15 protein-coding genes, 3 tRNA genes and 1 pseudogene are annotated in these 18,091 nt (G+C 38.3%); 9 read left to right on the top strand and 10 right to left on the bottom strand.

Going from position 1 to position 18,091, the window contains the following annotated elements:
• Positions 1-197: 197 nt before the first annotated feature.
• The 8 genes and pseudogenes from CH354_RS02950 to sppA form a co-directional block, all read right to left on the bottom strand.
• On the bottom strand, positions 198-1,199 hold the full coding sequence (locus tag CH354_RS02950) for a DUF5018 domain-containing protein (RefSeq protein WP_125172382.1): 1,002 nt from the start codon (positions 1,197-1,199) through the stop codon (positions 198-200).
• An 867-nt stretch (positions 1,200-2,066) separates the two neighbouring features.
• A tRNA-His gene (locus CH354_RS02960) sits at positions 2,067-2,138 on the bottom strand.
• 18 nt (positions 2,139-2,156) lie between these two features.
• Positions 2,157-2,230: transfer RNA gene (locus CH354_RS02965), tRNA-Arg, on the bottom strand.
• Positions 2,231-2,247: 17 nt separating this feature from the next.
• Positions 2,248-2,319 (bottom strand) — tRNA-Pro (locus tag CH354_RS02970).
• Positions 2,320-2,378: 59 nt separating this feature from the next.
• Complete coding sequence (locus CH354_RS02975) at positions 2,379-3,050, bottom strand: tetratricopeptide repeat protein (protein WP_100726068.1); 672 nt, start codon at positions 3,048-3,050, stop codon at positions 2,379-2,381.
• Positions 3,051-3,055: 5 nt separating this feature from the next.
• Positions 3,056-3,796, bottom strand: a complete 741-nt coding sequence (surE, locus tag CH354_RS02980; protein ID WP_100726067.1) for a 5'/3'-nucleotidase SurE — start codon at positions 3,794-3,796, stop codon at positions 3,056-3,058.
• Positions 3,797-4,405 carry a hypothetical protein gene (locus CH354_RS02985; RefSeq protein WP_100718495.1) on the bottom strand — a complete coding sequence of 203 codons (609 nt, stop codon included), beginning with the start codon at positions 4,403-4,405 and terminating at the stop codon, positions 3,797-3,799. It lies immediately after the preceding gene.
• A 118-nt stretch (positions 4,406-4,523) separates the two neighbouring features.
• Positions 4,524-5,319: pseudogene (sppA, locus tag CH354_RS02990) on the bottom strand (signal peptide peptidase SppA); the annotation flags it as partial.
• Between the two features lie 222 nt (positions 5,320-5,541).
• Between sppA and CH354_RS02995 the strand changes: the two are divergent.
• The gene (locus CH354_RS02995; protein ID WP_100726065.1) at positions 5,542-6,057 is read left to right on the top strand and encodes an LIC10415 family protein; all 516 of its coding nucleotides are present in this window, start codon (positions 5,542-5,544) and stop codon (positions 6,055-6,057) included.
• Positions 6,058-7,428: an APC family permease gene (locus CH354_RS03000; protein WP_100726064.1), complete on the top strand. Its 1,371-nt coding sequence runs from the start codon at positions 6,058-6,060 to the stop codon at positions 7,426-7,428.
• Between the two features lie 25 nt (positions 7,429-7,453).
• Here CH354_RS03000 and CH354_RS03005 read toward each other — a convergent pair whose 3' ends face one another.
• The gene (locus CH354_RS03005) at positions 7,454-8,926 is read right to left on the bottom strand and encodes a potassium/proton antiporter (RefSeq protein ID WP_100726063.1); all 1,473 of its coding nucleotides are present in this window, start codon (positions 8,924-8,926) and stop codon (positions 7,454-7,456) included.
• 28 nt (positions 8,927-8,954) lie between these two features.
• Entirely contained in the window at positions 8,955-9,350 is a 396-nt protein-coding gene (locus tag CH354_RS03010) for a hypothetical protein (RefSeq protein WP_100726062.1), read from the bottom strand.
• A 78-nt stretch (positions 9,351-9,428) separates the two neighbouring features.
• Between CH354_RS03010 and bcp the strand changes: the two genes are divergently transcribed.
• The 7 genes from bcp to CH354_RS03045 all read left to right on the top strand — a co-directional run bounded on the left by bcp (position 9,429) and on the right by CH354_RS03045 (position 18,079).
• On the top strand, positions 9,429-9,902 hold the full coding sequence (bcp, locus tag CH354_RS03015) for a thioredoxin-dependent thiol peroxidase (RefSeq protein ID WP_100726419.1): 474 nt from the start codon (positions 9,429-9,431) through the stop codon (positions 9,900-9,902).
• Complete coding sequence (locus tag CH354_RS03020; protein ID WP_100726061.1) at positions 9,899-11,383, top strand: leucyl aminopeptidase; 1,485 nt, start codon at positions 9,899-9,901, stop codon at positions 11,381-11,383. The genes bcp and CH354_RS03020 overlap by 4 nt, the downstream gene beginning before the upstream one ends.
• Positions 11,384-11,802: 419 nt before the next feature.
• Positions 11,803-13,059, top strand: a complete 1,257-nt coding sequence (locus CH354_RS03025; RefSeq protein WP_243395940.1) for a sensor histidine kinase — start codon at positions 11,803-11,805, stop codon at positions 13,057-13,059.
• Positions 13,060-13,110: 51 nt separating this feature from the next.
• The gene (locus CH354_RS03030) at positions 13,111-13,641 is read left to right on the top strand and encodes a chemotaxis protein CheW (RefSeq protein WP_100726059.1); all 531 of its coding nucleotides are present in this window, start codon (positions 13,111-13,113) and stop codon (positions 13,639-13,641) included.
• 12 nt (positions 13,642-13,653) lie between these two features.
• Positions 13,654-15,186 carry a methyl-accepting chemotaxis protein gene (locus CH354_RS18520; RefSeq protein WP_100726058.1) on the top strand — a complete coding sequence of 511 codons (1,533 nt, stop codon included), beginning with the start codon at positions 13,654-13,656 and terminating at the stop codon, positions 15,184-15,186.
• 8 nt (positions 15,187-15,194) lie between these two features.
• On the top strand, positions 15,195-17,051 hold the full coding sequence (locus CH354_RS03040) for a chemotaxis protein CheA (RefSeq protein ID WP_100726057.1): 1,857 nt from the start codon (positions 15,195-15,197) through the stop codon (positions 17,049-17,051).
• The gene (locus tag CH354_RS03045) at positions 17,048-18,079 is read left to right on the top strand and encodes a protein-glutamate methylesterase/protein-glutamine glutaminase (protein ID WP_100726056.1); all 1,032 of its coding nucleotides are present in this window, start codon (positions 17,048-17,050) and stop codon (positions 18,077-18,079) included. Before CH354_RS03040 ends, CH354_RS03045 begins: the two co-directional genes overlap by 4 nt.
• The last annotated feature ends 12 nt before the right edge of the window (positions 18,080-18,091 follow it).

The raw sequence follows: 18,091 nt of genomic DNA on the forward strand, positions 1-18,091 counted from the left end.
TAATGCCTATCCTTCTCCCTAGTTTTTAATATTCGGTGTTAGTACTAATCTAAAACAATTATGTCATTTGCTGACAAACTCGTACGAAAGAAAAACTAGTTCGAAACTGTAAGGAAAACGTCAGAATGGATTTCTGAGTGGGAGAAAAATTAGACTTTGGAATTTTACAGTTTGATTTTATGAGATTTTAGATTGGTCTATATTCCACAACTTCTAGTCGTAGCAATCAGTTTGTATTTCGCTCTTAAGTAACAAAATACTTTATCGATTTCATTTTGTGAGAGGGCTGAATCAAAATAGAAAAATTCAGCTATATCACCATCTAAATTTCCGTTGGAAAGGGATCCAGTGGTACCTGTCACATAACTTTCAATATTGGAAGTTGCATTGCCTTTTAGATCTCCATTCCAATACTCTTGCCAACTAACGGTAGTATTCTGAATGCTGGCGATGGCTATAAATGAAGTCACCGGTATGGAGTTAACAGATGCTGGAGTCATTCCAGAACCATTTCTCCAAAGAAACAATTCATTTCCAGGTGATGCACCAATATTGATCTCTCTACCGTTTGCAGGACCAACTAACAATAAATTCGTCGCAGGATGAACTTCTGGCATTCTAAATACTAAAAAAAATGATCCGCTATTAATAGATGAAAATCCAGTTCCACCACTATAACTCATCGAAGTCAATGATGTTTGTGCAAAATTGAGCGCAGGTAGTCCGTTTACGCGATTTGTTTTATAAACTGGTTGTCTTGTTGGAAATGTTACTTGTGTTAGATGATTGCCTTTCCCACTAAAATCATTCCAGGTTTGAACATTTTCTCCATCCAATAAAATAAGACTGTCTGCTTTAAACCAAAGTGCCAAAGAGGAACCTCCATAGGTTCTAGGAGCAGTCAGTGTGACAGTATAATCCTTAGTCGTACCATCCGTTGCAGTCACGGTATAGACTAGATTTGCCGAAAACGAATTTGATGTTACTTCACTCGTTTGCGTTACGTCACCTATCGAAACATTTTTCCCAGTCGTGGTAAATTTGGCAATTAACGGAGTAAAAGTTGTGAGAGTGTCCGACAAAAGGCTAATATTGGAATCTGATATAATTCCATTGATTCCCAATGAAGGAATCGAGAAGGATGTGATTTCTTTTCCGGGTATAGGACCAATTCCACAAGCGACACTTTTATCATTCAATGCAATCTTTAAAAAAATAGTCTGATAAAATGCTTTGCTCTGTGGGTCACAAACATTGGAAAAATTTTCCCCTTTGCAATGATTGAAAAAAAATAGAGATAGGATAACAAAAAAAAAGTAGCGGATCGATCGATGCCAAACAATTGGGAACACTATCATTTAACACCACCTACAATCTCCCTCTCAATGTTCGATCATTCATCGCAGACGAATTGAGAAGGTTTTCATGGAATTCTTTATGAAGTTCCCATTATTGAAAGTGGACTGGATTCAAGGCGAATCTATTTTTGCAAAAAATTTCCAAAATATAGAAAAATCAGCTGAACCTACAAGATAACCCGATGGCATTTCGTTTAACTCTGATTAGACAAGATCTATAACCAAATTTCCCACTCGAACTCTATTGCAAAATCGTTCGAATCCCAATTCAATTGATTCTTAAGTAACTTAAATGCTTATCCCAATTTCCCAAATGAAGTTCGATTTCTTTTTGAAAAAATGGTTCGGGCGCCGCAAAGCATCCACGGATGGATGCGAGCGAGAGCTTTGGCCATGGAGGGCCAAGCGAACGCAAGGCGACCAAACCATTTTTTCAAAAAGTATATTCGTTGAAGTGGGAAATTAATTAGTGGGTGGATGACGGGATTCGCCTTACACGGTTCTCCCATCCAGGTCGAACTCGCTCCAGGCCGTCTTTTCCGAGCCCTCGCGCGTCCTTGCGCTCGGTCGTTCTCGCTTAACGCCAATTAGGCAAGGTATCTTGCCAAATTGGCTACTCGAACTCTATCGAAAAATCGTTCGAATCCCTATCTTTTGGTTATCTATGTAAGTTGTTTGGAGTTTGAATCGCCGAAGGCGATTTTAGTGGGTGGATGACGGGATTCGAACCCGCGACGACCGGTACCACAAACCGGGGCTCTACCGCTGAACTACATCCACCGTTTCTAGAACAATCATCGACCCGAGAGGGATTCGAACCCCCGACCAACTGCTTAGAAGGCAGTTGCTCTATCCAGCTGAGCTACCGGGTCAGATAGAACCAACTGATTCGGGATGACAGGATTTGAACCTGCGACCCTCTGTACCCAAAACAGATGCGCTACCACTGCGCTACATCCCGAGAAAGTCCTTGAAACACCAGTGTTTTTGGAAGAAGGACTGTGTCAACAAAAGGGAGATTTATTTCTTTAGGTTCTTGAGTCTTTCGAGGAGGACTGGGTGGTTTGGGTTCTTTTGTAAGGCCTTACGATATGCCTTCCATGCTTCTTCTGGTTTCCCATTGGTTTGTAAAAAATACCCAAAGCTATCCAAATAAGCAGGATTATTGGGATCCAGTTCTAAGGCTTTTTTTAAGGAACGAATGGCTTCTGCTCTTTCCTCTGCGTTTAGTTTCTTTTTTAAAGCGAGTAAATAACCAAGAGAATTCAAACTATTCTTATAATCAGGATTGGCTTTTAAAATCCGTCTGTGGATGTTGATCGCATCATCCAAACGGTGAGTATACTCATATACATGGGCTAAAAAGGAGAGGAGTTTGGCATCATCTACCGCAATCTGCAATCGTTCTTTGATGATCCCTTCTGCAGATTCCCATTCTTTCAGTTCAACAAGAGAAAACACTTTGAGTCGGTAGACATTGTCTAGTTCGATAAAACCTGGGTATTCACTTAAGATCCGATCTAAAACCTGAATTGTTTTTTTAAAGTTTTTGGTTTGGAAACAACAAAGAGCAAAATTGTATAAGAGGATAGGATCTTCTGGATTTTGCAATAGTGCTTGGTCAAGAAGGTTTAAGGCCATGGCATAATTGCCTTTGTTCATATAAGAAAGGTAATCGTTGTCTACAGCCATAGGTTTTATTTGGATTGTAATTCCTTCAGTCGATTTTTTTCCGTTAGGTCCAATTGGATAGGTGTCACAGGGATTTTTCCTTGGTAATAGGCTTCAAAGTCTGTGCCTGTTTCTTCATCGTGCCCAAGTAAACTTCCGTTTAACTGAAATTCGCTGACACCCTCAATGATTTGTTTTTTCTCATATTTTTCTGAATATCGCCTACGACCAAGTCTGGTAAAAACGAGTTCACTGATGGTTCCCGTTCCGCTAATTTCTGGCGGAAAATTTAAATTCCAAATTTCACCTGACTGGATTTGGGATTTGTATGTTTCCAAAAAGGTTAACACGAGTTCGGCTTCTTTTACATACCCATCCTCAGGATCAATACGACCAGAACTCACAGCAAGCGACGGGATCCCATGTAAAGCACCATGTTTGGCAGCACCAACTGTCCCTGAATAATGTACATCATATCCCATGTTCACACCTCTGTTGATCCCAGAGATCACAAAGTCAATTTTTGGAAAAATCTCTGCATACAAACCAATGTTCACACAATCCACAGGGAATCCGTCAGCGATGTAATGGTTGTCATTGATCCGCTCCACCCGCATGCCTTGGAAAACAGTCAGAGCCATGGATGTCACAGATCGTTCTTTGAGAGGAGCAATGAGGTATGTTTTGTAAGACTTGCCAAGGACTCGTTCCAAAGCTTTGATACCGGCGGAAGAGATTCCGTCGTCATTCGTGATGAGTAAATTCAATTAAAAACCGCCTGATACCGATTGCAGGAAACTTGTTGCTGTGTACAAATTCATTAAAAATGGAAACAAAATGGTTAATCCCAATGCATAAAAGGAAAAACGAATCGAATCCCGATTTTTTAGTTCATAAATGGATTTGAGTCCACGTGCAATGACCAAACCATACAATACGATAAATGTAAGTAATAAAAAAAATCCTGAACCCACACCTGATAATCCTATGGCATGGATCACAATACAAATAGGAGCAAATAACAAAAAGAGTACGGTCGCGTGCCTTGCAAACATCACAAGGAACAAAAGTTTTTGTGATCTTCCTTTTTTTTGTACATAATAGTCAGCAACCAGTGAATAAAAAAATGGGAAAAAACGAAACAAAATCAAATTGGCAATAAAACCAAAAAACAGAAATGACAAAGTGGATACCGTATAAGGAGCAGATAAAATACTCATACCCACTGAGAGTGACAAAGCTGACAAAATGGAAAACAACCAACTGGAACTTGGGCTTAGGGCAAAAGGAATTTCTTTTACTTCTTCTGAATAACGGAGTGGGTCAAGAAAGACCAACTCCAAAGTATCTACCAAATCAAAGAAAAAATCTCTCATAACATCAATTTTCCAAGGGAAGTAGGAAGGATCACTAAAACTTGTGATTGCAAAAGAGATCTTATTTTTGCAGTTTGAGATCCTTCACCCAAAAACTTAACACCGAGTGAACGGATCATTCGTTCAAAGGGTGAATATTCCTGTTCAAAAAGTGGGATTTCACCTTCGTATTGGCAAAGTTCTGAGAGTTTTTTATGGGCTTCTCGTCTTCCACCAATATCATCTACTAGTTTGTTGCGGAAAGCATCTTCCCCAGAATAAATTTTTCCTTCTGCTAATTCTTCAATCGATTTTACCGTTTTGTTGCGACCTTTGGCAACATCTTCGACAAACTTACGATAGGTGTCTTGGAGCTGTTTTCCAATCATATCATCTTCTTCGTTTGTGGAATCACGAAACGGAGAATACATATCTTTATATTTTCCTGCTTTGTATGTACGAACTCCCACACCATAACGATCGAGTAGTCCTTTCACATTCGGTGCAAACGAAATGACACCTATGGATCCCGTGATGGTTCCGTTTTCAGCAAAGATATAATCGGAAGCAGAGGCGATATAATACCCACCAGAAGCAGCGACATCTTTCATACTCACCACAATCTTTTTGGTTTTGCGTAAATGTAAAAGTTCGTTAAAAATCTCTTGGGAAGCAGCAACGGTTCCGCCTGGAGAATTGATTTCGAGAAGAATCCCTTTGATGTTACCATCCTCTTCCAGATCGCGTAATTGGCGTAAAATGGTATCGGCTCCAGTGGAATCAAATGTGGATTCCCCAGAATGGATTTCGCCTACGATTGGAATGACGACAGCACCGATTTCACTGGCTTGGAAAAGACTTCCACCCGTCCCACTCGAATAACGAGCAAGGCTAGATCCAGAGAAAAGGATCGCAATTCCTAGAATTGTGGCAATGGTGGAGAACAAAAAGGAGAGAAAGAGAAGAAATTGGTTTCTTTCCATAAACTCTCACTAGCAAAACTGTGTAAAAACCCGAGTCAACTTTAATAATTCTTTACTTTTTTTTAGAAAAAGTTTATTTTCCTTGTACGGGTCAGCCGAAAATTAGACAGGTAGTCATAGGATTTATGTCCAGGCACCGCCGAGACATAAGGCCTTTACCAAGGAAGGTAGGACATGGATGTTCGTCTCAATCGTCTCCTCAACTCAGCCGAAAAATTAATCCAGGACAAAAAAGACACCAAAGATGTCTCTGGAAAGGCAGGAAACCAAACCCAGAAGGCAGATGAAAAATCTGATTTTGTGGTAAGCCTTCCTGTTCAGTACCACAATATCCAATCACGGCTCACAGAATTACAAAAACAACTTTCGAAAGAACAATCTCGGATTGGACTTTTAGAAGACAATACCCAAGAAGAAAACAAACTCAAAGAACTTTTGTTTGAGGGAGAGCCACTCTTTCCAGAGTTAGCAGAAGGAAACAAATCCAAACCTGAAATTTTGGAAACAAGTAAGGCAACGGTTTCTGGCCTTCTTGCTGAACTTAAGAAAAAAGAAGTAGAAAGTGAAAATATCTTTTCTCTAGGTATGATGTTAAACCCAGAAGAGTTTAAAGGAAAAATTGGATCGGTTTCCACTGCTTCCATGAAACCTATTTCAGAAACAATGGTCAAACGTCTCCTTGGCGGTTAATTGGAATTAAAACGTAGTCTTAATACTTTTGATTCCATCTCCGTTTTATTCTCATCGATGGTGGGATCGGGGATTTTTTTCACTTCTGGGTATTTAATCAAAGAAACAGGAAACCTTTGGATAGTCCTCCTCTGTTGGATCATTGGTGGTCTGCTTGCTTTATCAGGTTCCATCACTTACGCTTATGCCGCAAGACTCCTCCCCTTTGCAGGTGGAGATTATGTATACTTAAAAGTTGCCTATTCGCCAGCCATCGCCTTTATGAGTGGTTGGTCATCTTTACTCACTAATTTTTCTGCCTGTGTTTCTGTACTTGCCTTAGCCTTTGGTAAGTATGTACAAATTTTATTTCCCGAACTCCCCTACTTTGAATCGCCCACCTATACACTATTAGGTCTTGATTTACAAGTGAGTTCCCTTACCCTCATTGGAATTTTACCCATTCTCTTTTTTAGTGGATTGAATTATTTTGGAATTAAGTCTGCGGTTCGCGTACAAAATGTATTTGCTGTTCTAAAAATTACAGGACTTCTGTTATTTTTGGCACTTGGGTTCACAATAGGTTCTACACATTGGAATTACCTTCTTAACTCTCCCTTTCCAAACATTTTGGAACTTTCCTTTTATTCCAAAGTTCTCATCGGAATTGTACCCGTATCTTTTTCTTACCTCGGGTGGAATATGATCACATACATTGCCGAAGAAGTGAAAAACCCTGAAAAAACCATTGTTCGATCAGCCATCACAGCTTGTTTTCTTGTCGCAGGACTTTACTTTGCAATCAATTTACTTTTTGTCATTTCAGCCCCTATCGATGAATTGGCGGGACAAGACGGGATTGGAGCTATCGCCTTTCAAAAGTTATTCGGAGTTAATTACTCAATCTTAACAACAAGTTTTATTGCATGGGTGATTTTAGGATCTATGTCCGCTATTCTGATTGGAGGAAGCCGGGTATACTTTGCCATGGCAAGGGATGGAGTGTTTTTACCTTCGTTTTCCAAAGTCCATCCAAAATGGCATAGTCCATATGTATCCATTTTCTTTCAGGGTTTTGTTGCGATTCTCTTTTTGTTTGTAAAAGAAATTGAGGCCTTACTGTATATGATCACTTGTTCGATTCTTATCCTGTCTTGTCTCACAGCAGCGACTCCATTTCGATTTGAAAAGATGGGAATGAAATCCGATTATAAAATTCCTTTTTATCCCCTACCAATCTTTTTGTATATCTTTGCGAACATTGCTGTGATGGTAATTTTATTTGTCGAAAAACCAATCACTGCCTCCTGGGGGCTCATGATCACACTCATCGCATTGCCTGTGTATTATTTACTTCGATTGGACAAAAAACTGAAACCTTCTAAAAAATAATGTTTGTAACCTAACAAAAACTTTGTTAGGCGATTGACATAAAGGTTTTGCCAATGATAGGCATTACATCATCTTTTGCTAATACCCAAACGACATCCCCACCTTTCACTTGTGTGTTGCCGGAAGGAATTAAAAATTGTTCTCCCCGCGCAATGAGTAGGATGTGCGACTGGTCCGGTAGTTTGATTTCAAACAAAGCTTTATCAACAACACTTGAATTGTATGGAACGATTAACTCTTGTAAGGTCATTCCAGGGAACTCGATGTTATCAAAGTCTGTAGGACGATAAATTTTACGATCTGGATCTACTTTTAAAATTCCTAACCACTGTGCCACCCTTGGAATGAGAGACCCTTGGATGAGTAGAGATACCAAAACGACAAAAAATACAATGTGAAAGAGTAAATCCCCCCAAACAAGACCTTGGGCAATCGGAAAGGTAGCAAGGATAATGGGTGATGCACCTCTGAGTCCTACCCATGAGATAAATAATTTTTCTTTGATGGGTAAATTAACTCTAAATAAGGAAATGAAAACAGCGAGTGGTCTTGCCAATAATATGAGTAATACCCCAATGAGAAGTCCAGGAACCCAAATATTTGCCATTCTTGTAGGATACACAAGTAATCCAAAACAAAGAAACATACCAATTTGTAAGATCCAAACATAACCATTCAAAAACCGAAAAATGGATTTTTTGTGAATGAACTTATTGCGACCAACGATAATCCCCGCGATGTAGACTGCTAAAAACCCATTCCCTTGGAATACGGTTGTCACCGCATATATGAAGGGAACCGATGCAGTGATGAATACCAAATAAAGACCGTCATACCCTAGTTTGACGGAATTCATTAAATACAATATGAGGATTCCCATACTATATCCCATCATCATGCCAACAAGAACTTGCATTACAAAAAAACGAAAGAATTGGAATCCACTAAAACTTGCATCTGCGGTGATGAGATTCATAAATATTGTGGTGAGAAGTACACCCACTGCATCATTGGATCCTGATTCAAATTCGATGATTTTTTTTAAATGAACAGGAAGGTCAGAAGAACCTGTCTTAAAAATATTAAATACAGATGCAGCATCAGTAGCACTGACAATGGATCCAAGTAAAAAGGATTCCATAAACCCAAGGACAGGAAACAAAAGATGGATGAGAACTCCTAAAATGAGTGCCGTTAAAATGGTTCCAAAAATAGAAAGTCGAATCCCAACTGCGAGAAAATCTTTTAAACTATCCCACTCACTCTCAAGCCCTCCCAAAAACAGGATGTAAATGAGTGCAAAAATACCAATGGATTGTGCTAAACTATAGTCGTTGAAGTCAATTCTACCTGGACCATCAGCACCAGCTAACATACCGAAGGTTAGAAAGATAAGCAAAATCGGAAATCCAAAACGGAAAAAAAGTTTACTCGATAGAATGGAGAAAATGACAAGAGTAGAAATAACGAGTGCTTGTAAGGTAAAACTATCGATCATGTTTAGTCCTTAGACGAATCCAAACCGATTAATGTTTGGAAGAAAGTATTTCGAGAGCTTTTGCTTTTAAGATGGGATGAACTTTAAAATCATCAGGATTTAAAGTTGATTTGGAATCTTGTTGTGCTTCGTTTGATTGATTGGCAGATGCCGGAACTTTCCACTTATCGCGGCCTAACCAAACAGAAAGAGCATAGACCATTCGTTGGTAAATTTCATCCACTTTGTCTTGTCGACCTGCTTTTTTGTAGTACCCAAAGGCCAACATAGGAAGTTTTCGGTCGTACATAAAATGGTCACCCAAACGAATGAGCCCATCTTTGTAGTCTGTTTTCAGAAAGATTTCACGAGCTTTCCGGATATCACCTGCATTAAAGGCAGTGTTTCCTTCCCGGATGAGTTGTACCCTTTCTTTCGAATCCATACAAAGAGTATCGAACCATTTTCAGAAATTGACAACTGAAAATTGTCTAAAAGAATGAATTTACCAGGAGTGAAAATTATGTTGGAAGTAGGGAAAAAAGCCCCCAATTTTACATGTGTCAACCAAAACGGCGAAAAAGTGAAACTCGCCGATCTAACAGGGAAAAATGGAGTCGTTGTTTATTTTTATCCAAGAGATATGACTCCTGGATGTACAACAGAAGCCTGTGACTTCCGAGACAACTTTGCCCGTCTCAAAAAATTTGGATATAATGTCGTAGGTATTTCCAAAGACAACCCAAAATCCCATACCAAATTCATTGAAAAACAAGAACTCAATTTTGATCTCATCTCCGATGAATCAGGGGAAATCTGTGAAGCTTATGGTGTTTGGCGCGAAAAAGTATTTATGGGACGCAAAGGAATGGGAATTGTTCGTTCGACCTTCCTTCTAGACAGTTCTCTCAAAATTAAAAAAATCTATGACAGCGTGAAGGTAAAAGGACACGTTGAAGAAATCATTAAAGACATTCAGGAAATCCAAGGGAAATGAAAATCGAAATCTCTCCACTCCAAATCCAAATCGGAAACTTCAAATCTGGTTCCTTTTATAAATTAATTCCTATTTTCCAAGAAGATGTGAAAGAGGAACTCGGAAAAAAATTCCCAACACAAATTGAAACCAAAGTGTTTTCTGGAGAACTGGGAAAAGAATTTCGAGATGAGGCAGATCAAACCATTTATCTTGGATTAGGCGAAAAGGATAAATTAAACTTCCGAAAATTCATTTCTCATTTTTTTAAGTATGGAGAAAAAATCCTAAACTACGATGGAATGGGATTGGAAATTCATATTTCGAAAGCACTTTCCAAAAAGTTTTCTGCAGACCGAATTGCCTATCAAATTGCCAATACACTCTATATTGGAAGTTATCCAGTTTCAGTATTGCAAACAAAAAAGAAAGACAAAGAAAAAAAGAAAGTGGGAGCCGTCTTTTTAAAATTCGAAGACAAATCTGTTAGTAGTTTAGCAGAAAGTGGTCTTTCTAAAAGTAAAGTTGTCGCAAAACATGTGAATGGTGCTCGCCACATCGCTCACTTACCGGCAAATTACTTCACTCCAAATGACTTTGTTTCTAGAGCAAAAGAGATAGCAAAGGAATACAAACTCTCTGTAAAAGTTTGGGATGAAGCTCAACTCAAAAAAGAGGGGTTAGGCGGAATCCTTGCTGTCTCTCGTGGTTCTGAGTTAGAAGGCAAAATGGTGATTCTGGAATACAAACCGGCAAAAGCCAAAAAGAAATTCGCCATTGTTGGAAAAGGATTAACATTTGATACAGGTGGAATTTCTTTAAAACCTCCTGGTGAAATGCATGAAATGAAATATGATATGTGTGGAGCCGCTGCAACGATCCATGCAATCGGTGCCATTGCCGCACTTGAAATTCCTATCCATATCATTGCAGCCATTGGTGTTGCGGAAAATATGCCAGATGGAAAAGCAATCAAACCTGGTGACGTTTATACTGCCTATAATGGAACGACTGTGGAAGTACAAAACACAGATGCAGAAGGAAGACTCGTGTTAGGTGACGTTCTTTCCTATGTTTCCAAAAACTACAAACCCGATTATATGGTGGATTTGGCAACTCTCACTGGAGCCGTCATCATTGCGCTTGGACATGAAGCTGCTGCCATCCTGACAAATTCTGATCCATTACGAGAAGCACTCTTTAAAGCATCAGAAGCATCCGATGATCGGGTATGGGAACTACCTCTATGGGAAGAATATGGGGAAGACTTAAAGTCTGACATCGCAGATCTCAAAAACATCACAGGTGGTGGGAAAGGTGCAGGGACGATTTCCGCAGGTGTATTCCTTTCCAAGTTTGTAGATGAATCCATCAATTGGGCTCATATCGACATTGCGGGGGCTGCATGGCGAAAGAAAAAATCGGGAACCCAATTCCATGGACCTACTGGTTACGGCGTACGTTTGTTAGTGGATCTAGCAAAGGAATTAGCAAGTAAGTAAAAAAGAACCTTCAAATGTAAGATTTGGATAGAGAACAAGTCAAATTCGGTTCTCTATCCAAATCCCTGTCACTCACTTCCCTTCTCAATCCGATCCATCCACCAACTAACAGTTTCTATCTGTTTACTAGAATACTACCTTTACCAATTGGATTTTTCCTTATGTCACCTGACCTACGTTCTCATAAAGACAAAGACCAACTAACAAAGATAAAAGAATTTACACAAATGAACTATCCATTTTGGTTTATCATTTAAGGAATGCTAACGCAAAAAACAACAAGAATGATTCTAAATCTTAATTTGTCACTTCGGACAACTCCTAATGAAATGAGAGTGTATCTTTTGTCCTTTTTTTCGCTATTTTATCAAAATGATTGCCTTAATGTTTAGCATTTCATTACTGTAATATTCCGTTCTATGCCAAGTAACCTTATGGACAATCACCAATTAACAAACGATAACCTAGGAGAGATTGTCACACCCAAAGCATCCTTTTTTGTATTCGATGATTCCTTATGTTTGAAGAATTATTTAGGACCCTACTTTCTGAATGAAGGAATCAATTTTGAATCAGAAGTTGGCAAAACGATTCACGACATGAATCCGGAGTTTGCCAATCGATGGGGATTATCCCTAGCAAAAGTCCGAGATGAACAACACCCCGATGACGCGGAGATTCTGTTTAACCGTCAAAAAATCCGTTCGCAAATTGCCCCCATTCCCATTGATTCCAAAAATTATTTGATCTTAAGTTTGATCCTTTCAGATGAATGCATCGTTTCTTCGTCAGATTTGGATGTGGAAGAACAAAATGTAATCCATTACGAAGAATCACTGCACCGAGAGATCATCCGTATTTTCGATTGGAGGCAGGAAATTGAGGGAAAAACCATCTCACGTGAATGGATGGAAACTGCTTTACCCAACCTCAATACATCACTCATGCAAGGTTCTGGCCTTGGTGCCCTTGTGACTACCGTTGGTGCCATGGTAAGGAAAGCAAAACGGGAAGGAGATCAGGTAACAATACCCACTGCGATCTTCGAAATGTTGGAAGAAAACTTCAAAAGTACAAAAAAACTAGTACAAACGTTAGCTGAAGCGCAATTGATTTTTGAAAATAAAAAAAGAACTTCAGAACTTGTGAATTTACAAGAATTACATACATTGATATTGGAAGAAGTAAGTGGTCTCATTGATATGTTAGGGATCAAAGCCCAACAAGTTCAAATTTCAAATTCAAAAAATGGACACAACCTTCATGTCAACATTCACAAAAACAATTTTAAAAGAGTGATCCGTGAGTTACTCATCAATGCGATGAAATATGGGAATGATCATTGTGTGATTTATGTTTTGTTATTAAGTGCTGGTGATCATATCATCGTAAAAGTATTAAACCCTCCTTTTGATACTTCCATTCACAAACTGGATTTTACCAAATCACAAGAAACCATTTTGTTCCAACCTTTCTACCGCCATAACAAATATGTAGATGAGAGGTATTCGAAAGAAGAATTTGGACTTGGATTAGGACTCCCGATCATCAAAAAAATGGTTGAGGACATGGAAGGAAAGGTATACTTTAACCTCCTTAAGTCGAACCTGTATTCCAACTCTAGCGAAGAAGTTTCTGTCTCTCTAGAATTCCCAATGAGTACAGTTCGTACTTAATTTCAATAAGCTAAATACGATTTAAAACAATCAAACCTACGAGGCATTTCAATGAATACGAGTGAATTTGATTCACTGACAGATGATAATGATGATTTCGAAAACGAGGAAGATACCCTTGAAAATCGATTTTTAATCTTTTCACTTGCGGACAGAAGTTACGGTATTGAAATCAAATACATTACCGAAATTGTTGGAATGCAAAACATCACTGAAGTTCCCGATATGCCTACTTTTATCAAGGGTGTGATCAACCTTCGTGGGAAAGTGATTGCACTCATTGATGTACGAGACAGGTTTCGAATGGAAAATGTAGGTTATGATGATAAAACTTGTATCATCATTCTCAATTTTAAAAACCAACTTGTTGGCCTCATCGTTGATACGGTAAAAGAAGTCATTCGAATCAATGCTCAAAACATCGAAGAAGCACCAAAATTTGGTGAATCGGAGAACAATCGTTTTGTCCAATCCATCGCAAAAATCAATGAAGATGTAAAGGTATTACTCAACATTGAAAATCTTTTGAAAGACGAAGACAAACTCGCGTTAGACTACGCACTCGCTATTAAAAATCAATAAAGGAACAAAAATATGAATTATTTAAATAATATGAAAGTAAAGTCAAAACTGATTTTAGGATTTAGTGCTCTCGTTTTGATTATCCTGATCAATACAATCATTGGACTTAATTCACTGAATCAATTAAATTCAACTTTAGGTGAGATTGTAAATACACATTCCAAAAAAGTGCAATTATCCGAACAGTTAAGAGCAAAGTTTATTTGGATGATCCGCGAGGAAAAAAACCTTATACTCGCGACGAGCGTAGAAGAACAAAACAAACGTTTGAGTATCAGAGATGGTCTCGAAGTTGATTTTGCTAAAATCAAAAAAGAATTTTATGACTTACTAGACCAAGATGAAAAAGCGAAAGTACCTGGATTAGAAAAACAATTAGAAGAGTGGTTTGCGGCTTACGCTGTCACCAAAAGTATCGCTTTACAATTTAAAGCAAAGGAAGCACAAGCCAACTCTTCTACTAGAGGAAGAGCTGCTGCTATGGCTCTCGACAAAACCATGGAAGATTTTGCGACATTATCAGAAACAAAAATGAAAACTGCGTATGATAATGCTTCGAAAGCATACAATTTTATGGTTCGATCTTTTATCATCCAATTAATAATTTCATTTGCAATCGCATTTATCGTTGCCTTTTGGATCATTAGAAGCATCACCAAATCACTGAATGCAGCAATGGAAATTGTAGGAATGGTCACTGTGGCATCCGAACAAGTATCCTCTACTGCGTTTTCCTTAAGCCAAGGAGCAAGTGAACAAGCAGCTTCCGTCGAAGAAACAACAGCATCCATTGAGGAGATGTCTGCCTCTGTCTCTCAAAATGCAGAGTCTGCCTTAGAGACAAATAATATTGCAGGCAAATCAGCAAGTGAAGCTGCAGTTGGCCAAGAATCGGTTTTAAAAACCTTAGAAGCGATGAAAAACATCTCTTCTAGAATTAAAATCATTGAAGAAATTGCTTATCAAACAAACTTACTTGCGTTAAATGCTGCTATTGAAGCTGCTCGTGCGGGAAAACATGGAAAAGGATTTGCGGTTGTCGCTGACGAAGTTCGTAAACTAGCAGAACGAAGCCAAGTAGCAGCACAAGAGATCAATCATTTGTCGACCAATAGTGTTTCACTTGCTGAAGAAGCAGGTAGAATCATCGAACAAATTGTCCCAAGCATCAACCGAACAGCCGAACTAGTTTCTGGAATTGCGGTCTCTTCCAGAGAACAATCCGCAGGAATTTCACAAATTTCAATGGCAATGACACAAATGGACCAAACCACTCAAGTGTCAGCATCTGCATCAGAAGAACTGGCTGCAACTTCCAACGAATTAAAAGAACAAGCAACTCATTTGATGGAAATCATGGAATCTCTTGTGAAACTGAATGTGAATCAATCAGTAAGTTCTAAAAAAATTAACTCCTCTGAATTAAAATCGATAGCAAGTGAATTTGGTAAAAATTCAAAAGTTGGATTTGGCAATTCCAACGGAGGGAAATCAAAATCTACACACGATTTGAAACATGAAACAAATTTAACTGAAAAATTTTAACCATCAATATGAATAGAGAAGATCTCTTACTCGGATTCATCCAAGAAGGTTTCGAATTGATTGAGGATTGCGAAAATGCAATCCTTGCCATTGAAGAAATCCAAAATTCGCATGGAAACTTTGATGAAGAACTGATGAACAATTTGTTTCGTTCTGTTCATACATTTAAAGGTTCCTCTGGACTTCTCAAATTAGAAACTCTTGTCAAGTTAACGCATGAAGCGGAAACATTGATGGATTTACTCCGAAACCAAAAACTTTTGCCATCCAATGAGTTAACACAAGTTCTCATCGATACTTTCGATCGGATGCGTGTTTTATTGTCAAAAGTGGAAACATTAAAAGCAAATCCTGAAATGGATCCACCAACTGAATTGCAGATCCAAGCCTTACAAGGTGAGATCCATAAACTACAACAACACTCGGTTGTGGAAACAGTTTCGGAAAAACCTAAAAAAGAGAAAAAGATATACGAGATTTTTGACGAAGAAGAACCACCGAAAGAAACTAACAAAAAATCGAACGTGTATGAAATCTTCGATGAAGAAACAAACCAAACTGTTGCAAAAAACAAAAAATTTGAAATTTTTGAAGAAGAACCAAAACAAACCCAAACAGAAGTTACATCAAATAACTCCAAGGTAGAACGTTTAGGCGACCAAAACAAACCTGTTATCTCCAATATTCGAAAAGAAATCAAAGTCGCAAATGATAAGTTAGATTCCCTTTTAGATTTAGTGGGAGAACTTGTCATCGCAGAATCAAATGTAACCCAACACCCTACGATTAAATCAATTCGTAACGAGAGTTTAAATTCAGCACTCACTCGATTTCATAAAATACTTTTAGATTTACAAGAAGTTGCATTTTCCACTCGGATGATTCCTATCTCAGGTGTATTCCAAAAGATGTCACGTTTGGTTAGGGACCTGCAAAAACAATCAGGTAAAAAAGTACTCTTACATATCAAAGGAGAAGATACCGAAATTGATAAGTCCATTGTTGATTTAATTGCAGATCCAATTGTTCATATCCTTCGAAACTCGATTGACCATGGTTTAGAAACTCCTGAAGAAAGAATGAACCGAGGAAAAGTTGATACAGGGAATATTTATCTCAGTGCCAGACAATCTGTGAATGAAGTTTGGGTGATGATTAAAGATGATGGCCGTGGTTTAGATAGAAATAAAATATTAGAGAAAGCAAAACAAAATGGTCTCATCTCTGGAGATACTTCTGCACTCAGTGACCAAGAGGTTTTTAATTTAATATTTTTACCTGGTTTATCAACTGCAAAAGTTGTTTCTGATATCTCAGGTCGTGGTGTTGGTATGGATATTGTCCGCCAAAATATAGTGAAACTAGGTGGAAAAATTGAAATCCATAGTCAGTTCGGAGTAGGGACAACATTTGTTTTACGAATCCCTTTATCATTAGGAATCATGGAAGGAACTGTTGTCAGAGTTGGTCAGAAATTTTTTACAATCCAAACCATTGAACTACGCGAATTCGTAAGCCTTCGAGACAAAAAGGAAATAGAGTTAGATGAAGGGCAAAAGGTCTTAGACATACGAGGAACTTTTATTCCTATTTTTAATATCAATCAAATCCTTAATCACAAGGAACAGATCATATATGATAATGAAGATCCATTGATGATCATACTTGAATATGAAAGGAAACTCATTGGAATCAGAGTCGATGAAATCATTGGAAATCAAAATGTAGTGATCAAACCACTCATGGGAATTATGGAAAATGCCCAAGGTGTAAATGGATTTACCATATTAGGAAACGGGAATGTCAGTTTAATTTTAGATGTTAAATCGATATTTAGCAAACTAGAATTCGTTGGAGTATCATGATCAAACTATTGATTGTGGATGATCAAAATATCGTGAGAAATGTTCTCTCTGATACGTTTAAAGATGATCCAACAATCAAAGTGGTTGGTACAGCCGCAAATGCAAATGAAGCACAAAAACTAGTCGAGTCATTACGCCCTGATGTCATTAGTTTGGATGTTGTGATGCCAGGTATGAGTGGAATAGAATTTTTAAATTGGCTTATGCCTAAATACCCTACTCCTGTGATCATGCTTAGCACATTTACACAATCTGGAGCAGATGCAACTCTTGCTGCACTTTCCAATGGGGCTGTTGATTTTGTCCAAAAGCCAGACGGAAGTGAATCTGATTTTTTACGTATGTTAAAAGAACTTACCACAAAAATCAAAAAATATGGAACTGAAGTCAAACTTCAAAAACAATCCTTATTTGCAAAAACAACAAAACTCAAATTCAACGAAGAAAAAAATAATCGTATCAAAATCATTGCTATCGGTGCATCGACTGGTGGTACACAGGCCATCGATTATCTTTTGAGTCGATTACCTTCCAATTTACCTCCCATTGTCATTGTCCAACATATGCCAGAGTATTTTACAAGTTTGTTTGCAATGCGCCTTAAAACAACAAGTGGTCTAAACGTAATTGAAGCATCAAATGGAGACATTTTGGAAACTGGTGGTGTTTATTTAGCTCCTGGAGATAAACATCTTTTAGTTAGGCGGTTGGCAGGAAAGATGTATTTAGAACTCGAAACTTTCGAAAAAGTATCTGGACATCGGCCAAGTGTTGATGTCATGTTTGACTCCATTGCAAAAGGGAAAATGGGGAATCATAGTCTAGCAATCATTTTAACGGGAATGGGAAGAGATGGTGCGTCGGGCATTAAAAACATTCGGACAGCTGGAGGAACCACAATTGGACAAGATGAAAAATCTTCAGTTGTATACGGGATGCCAAAAGAAGCATTCCTGTTAGGTGGCATAAACCACCAAACTGCATTAGTTGATATTCCACAAAAAATCATTCAAATTTTAGAAACGTAAGAAGGAGTCAGA

The sequence above is a fragment of the Leptospira levettii genome (assembly GCF_002812085.1).
GTDB classification, from domain to species: Bacteria; Spirochaetota; Leptospiria; order Leptospirales; family Leptospiraceae; genus Leptospira_A; species Leptospira_A levettii.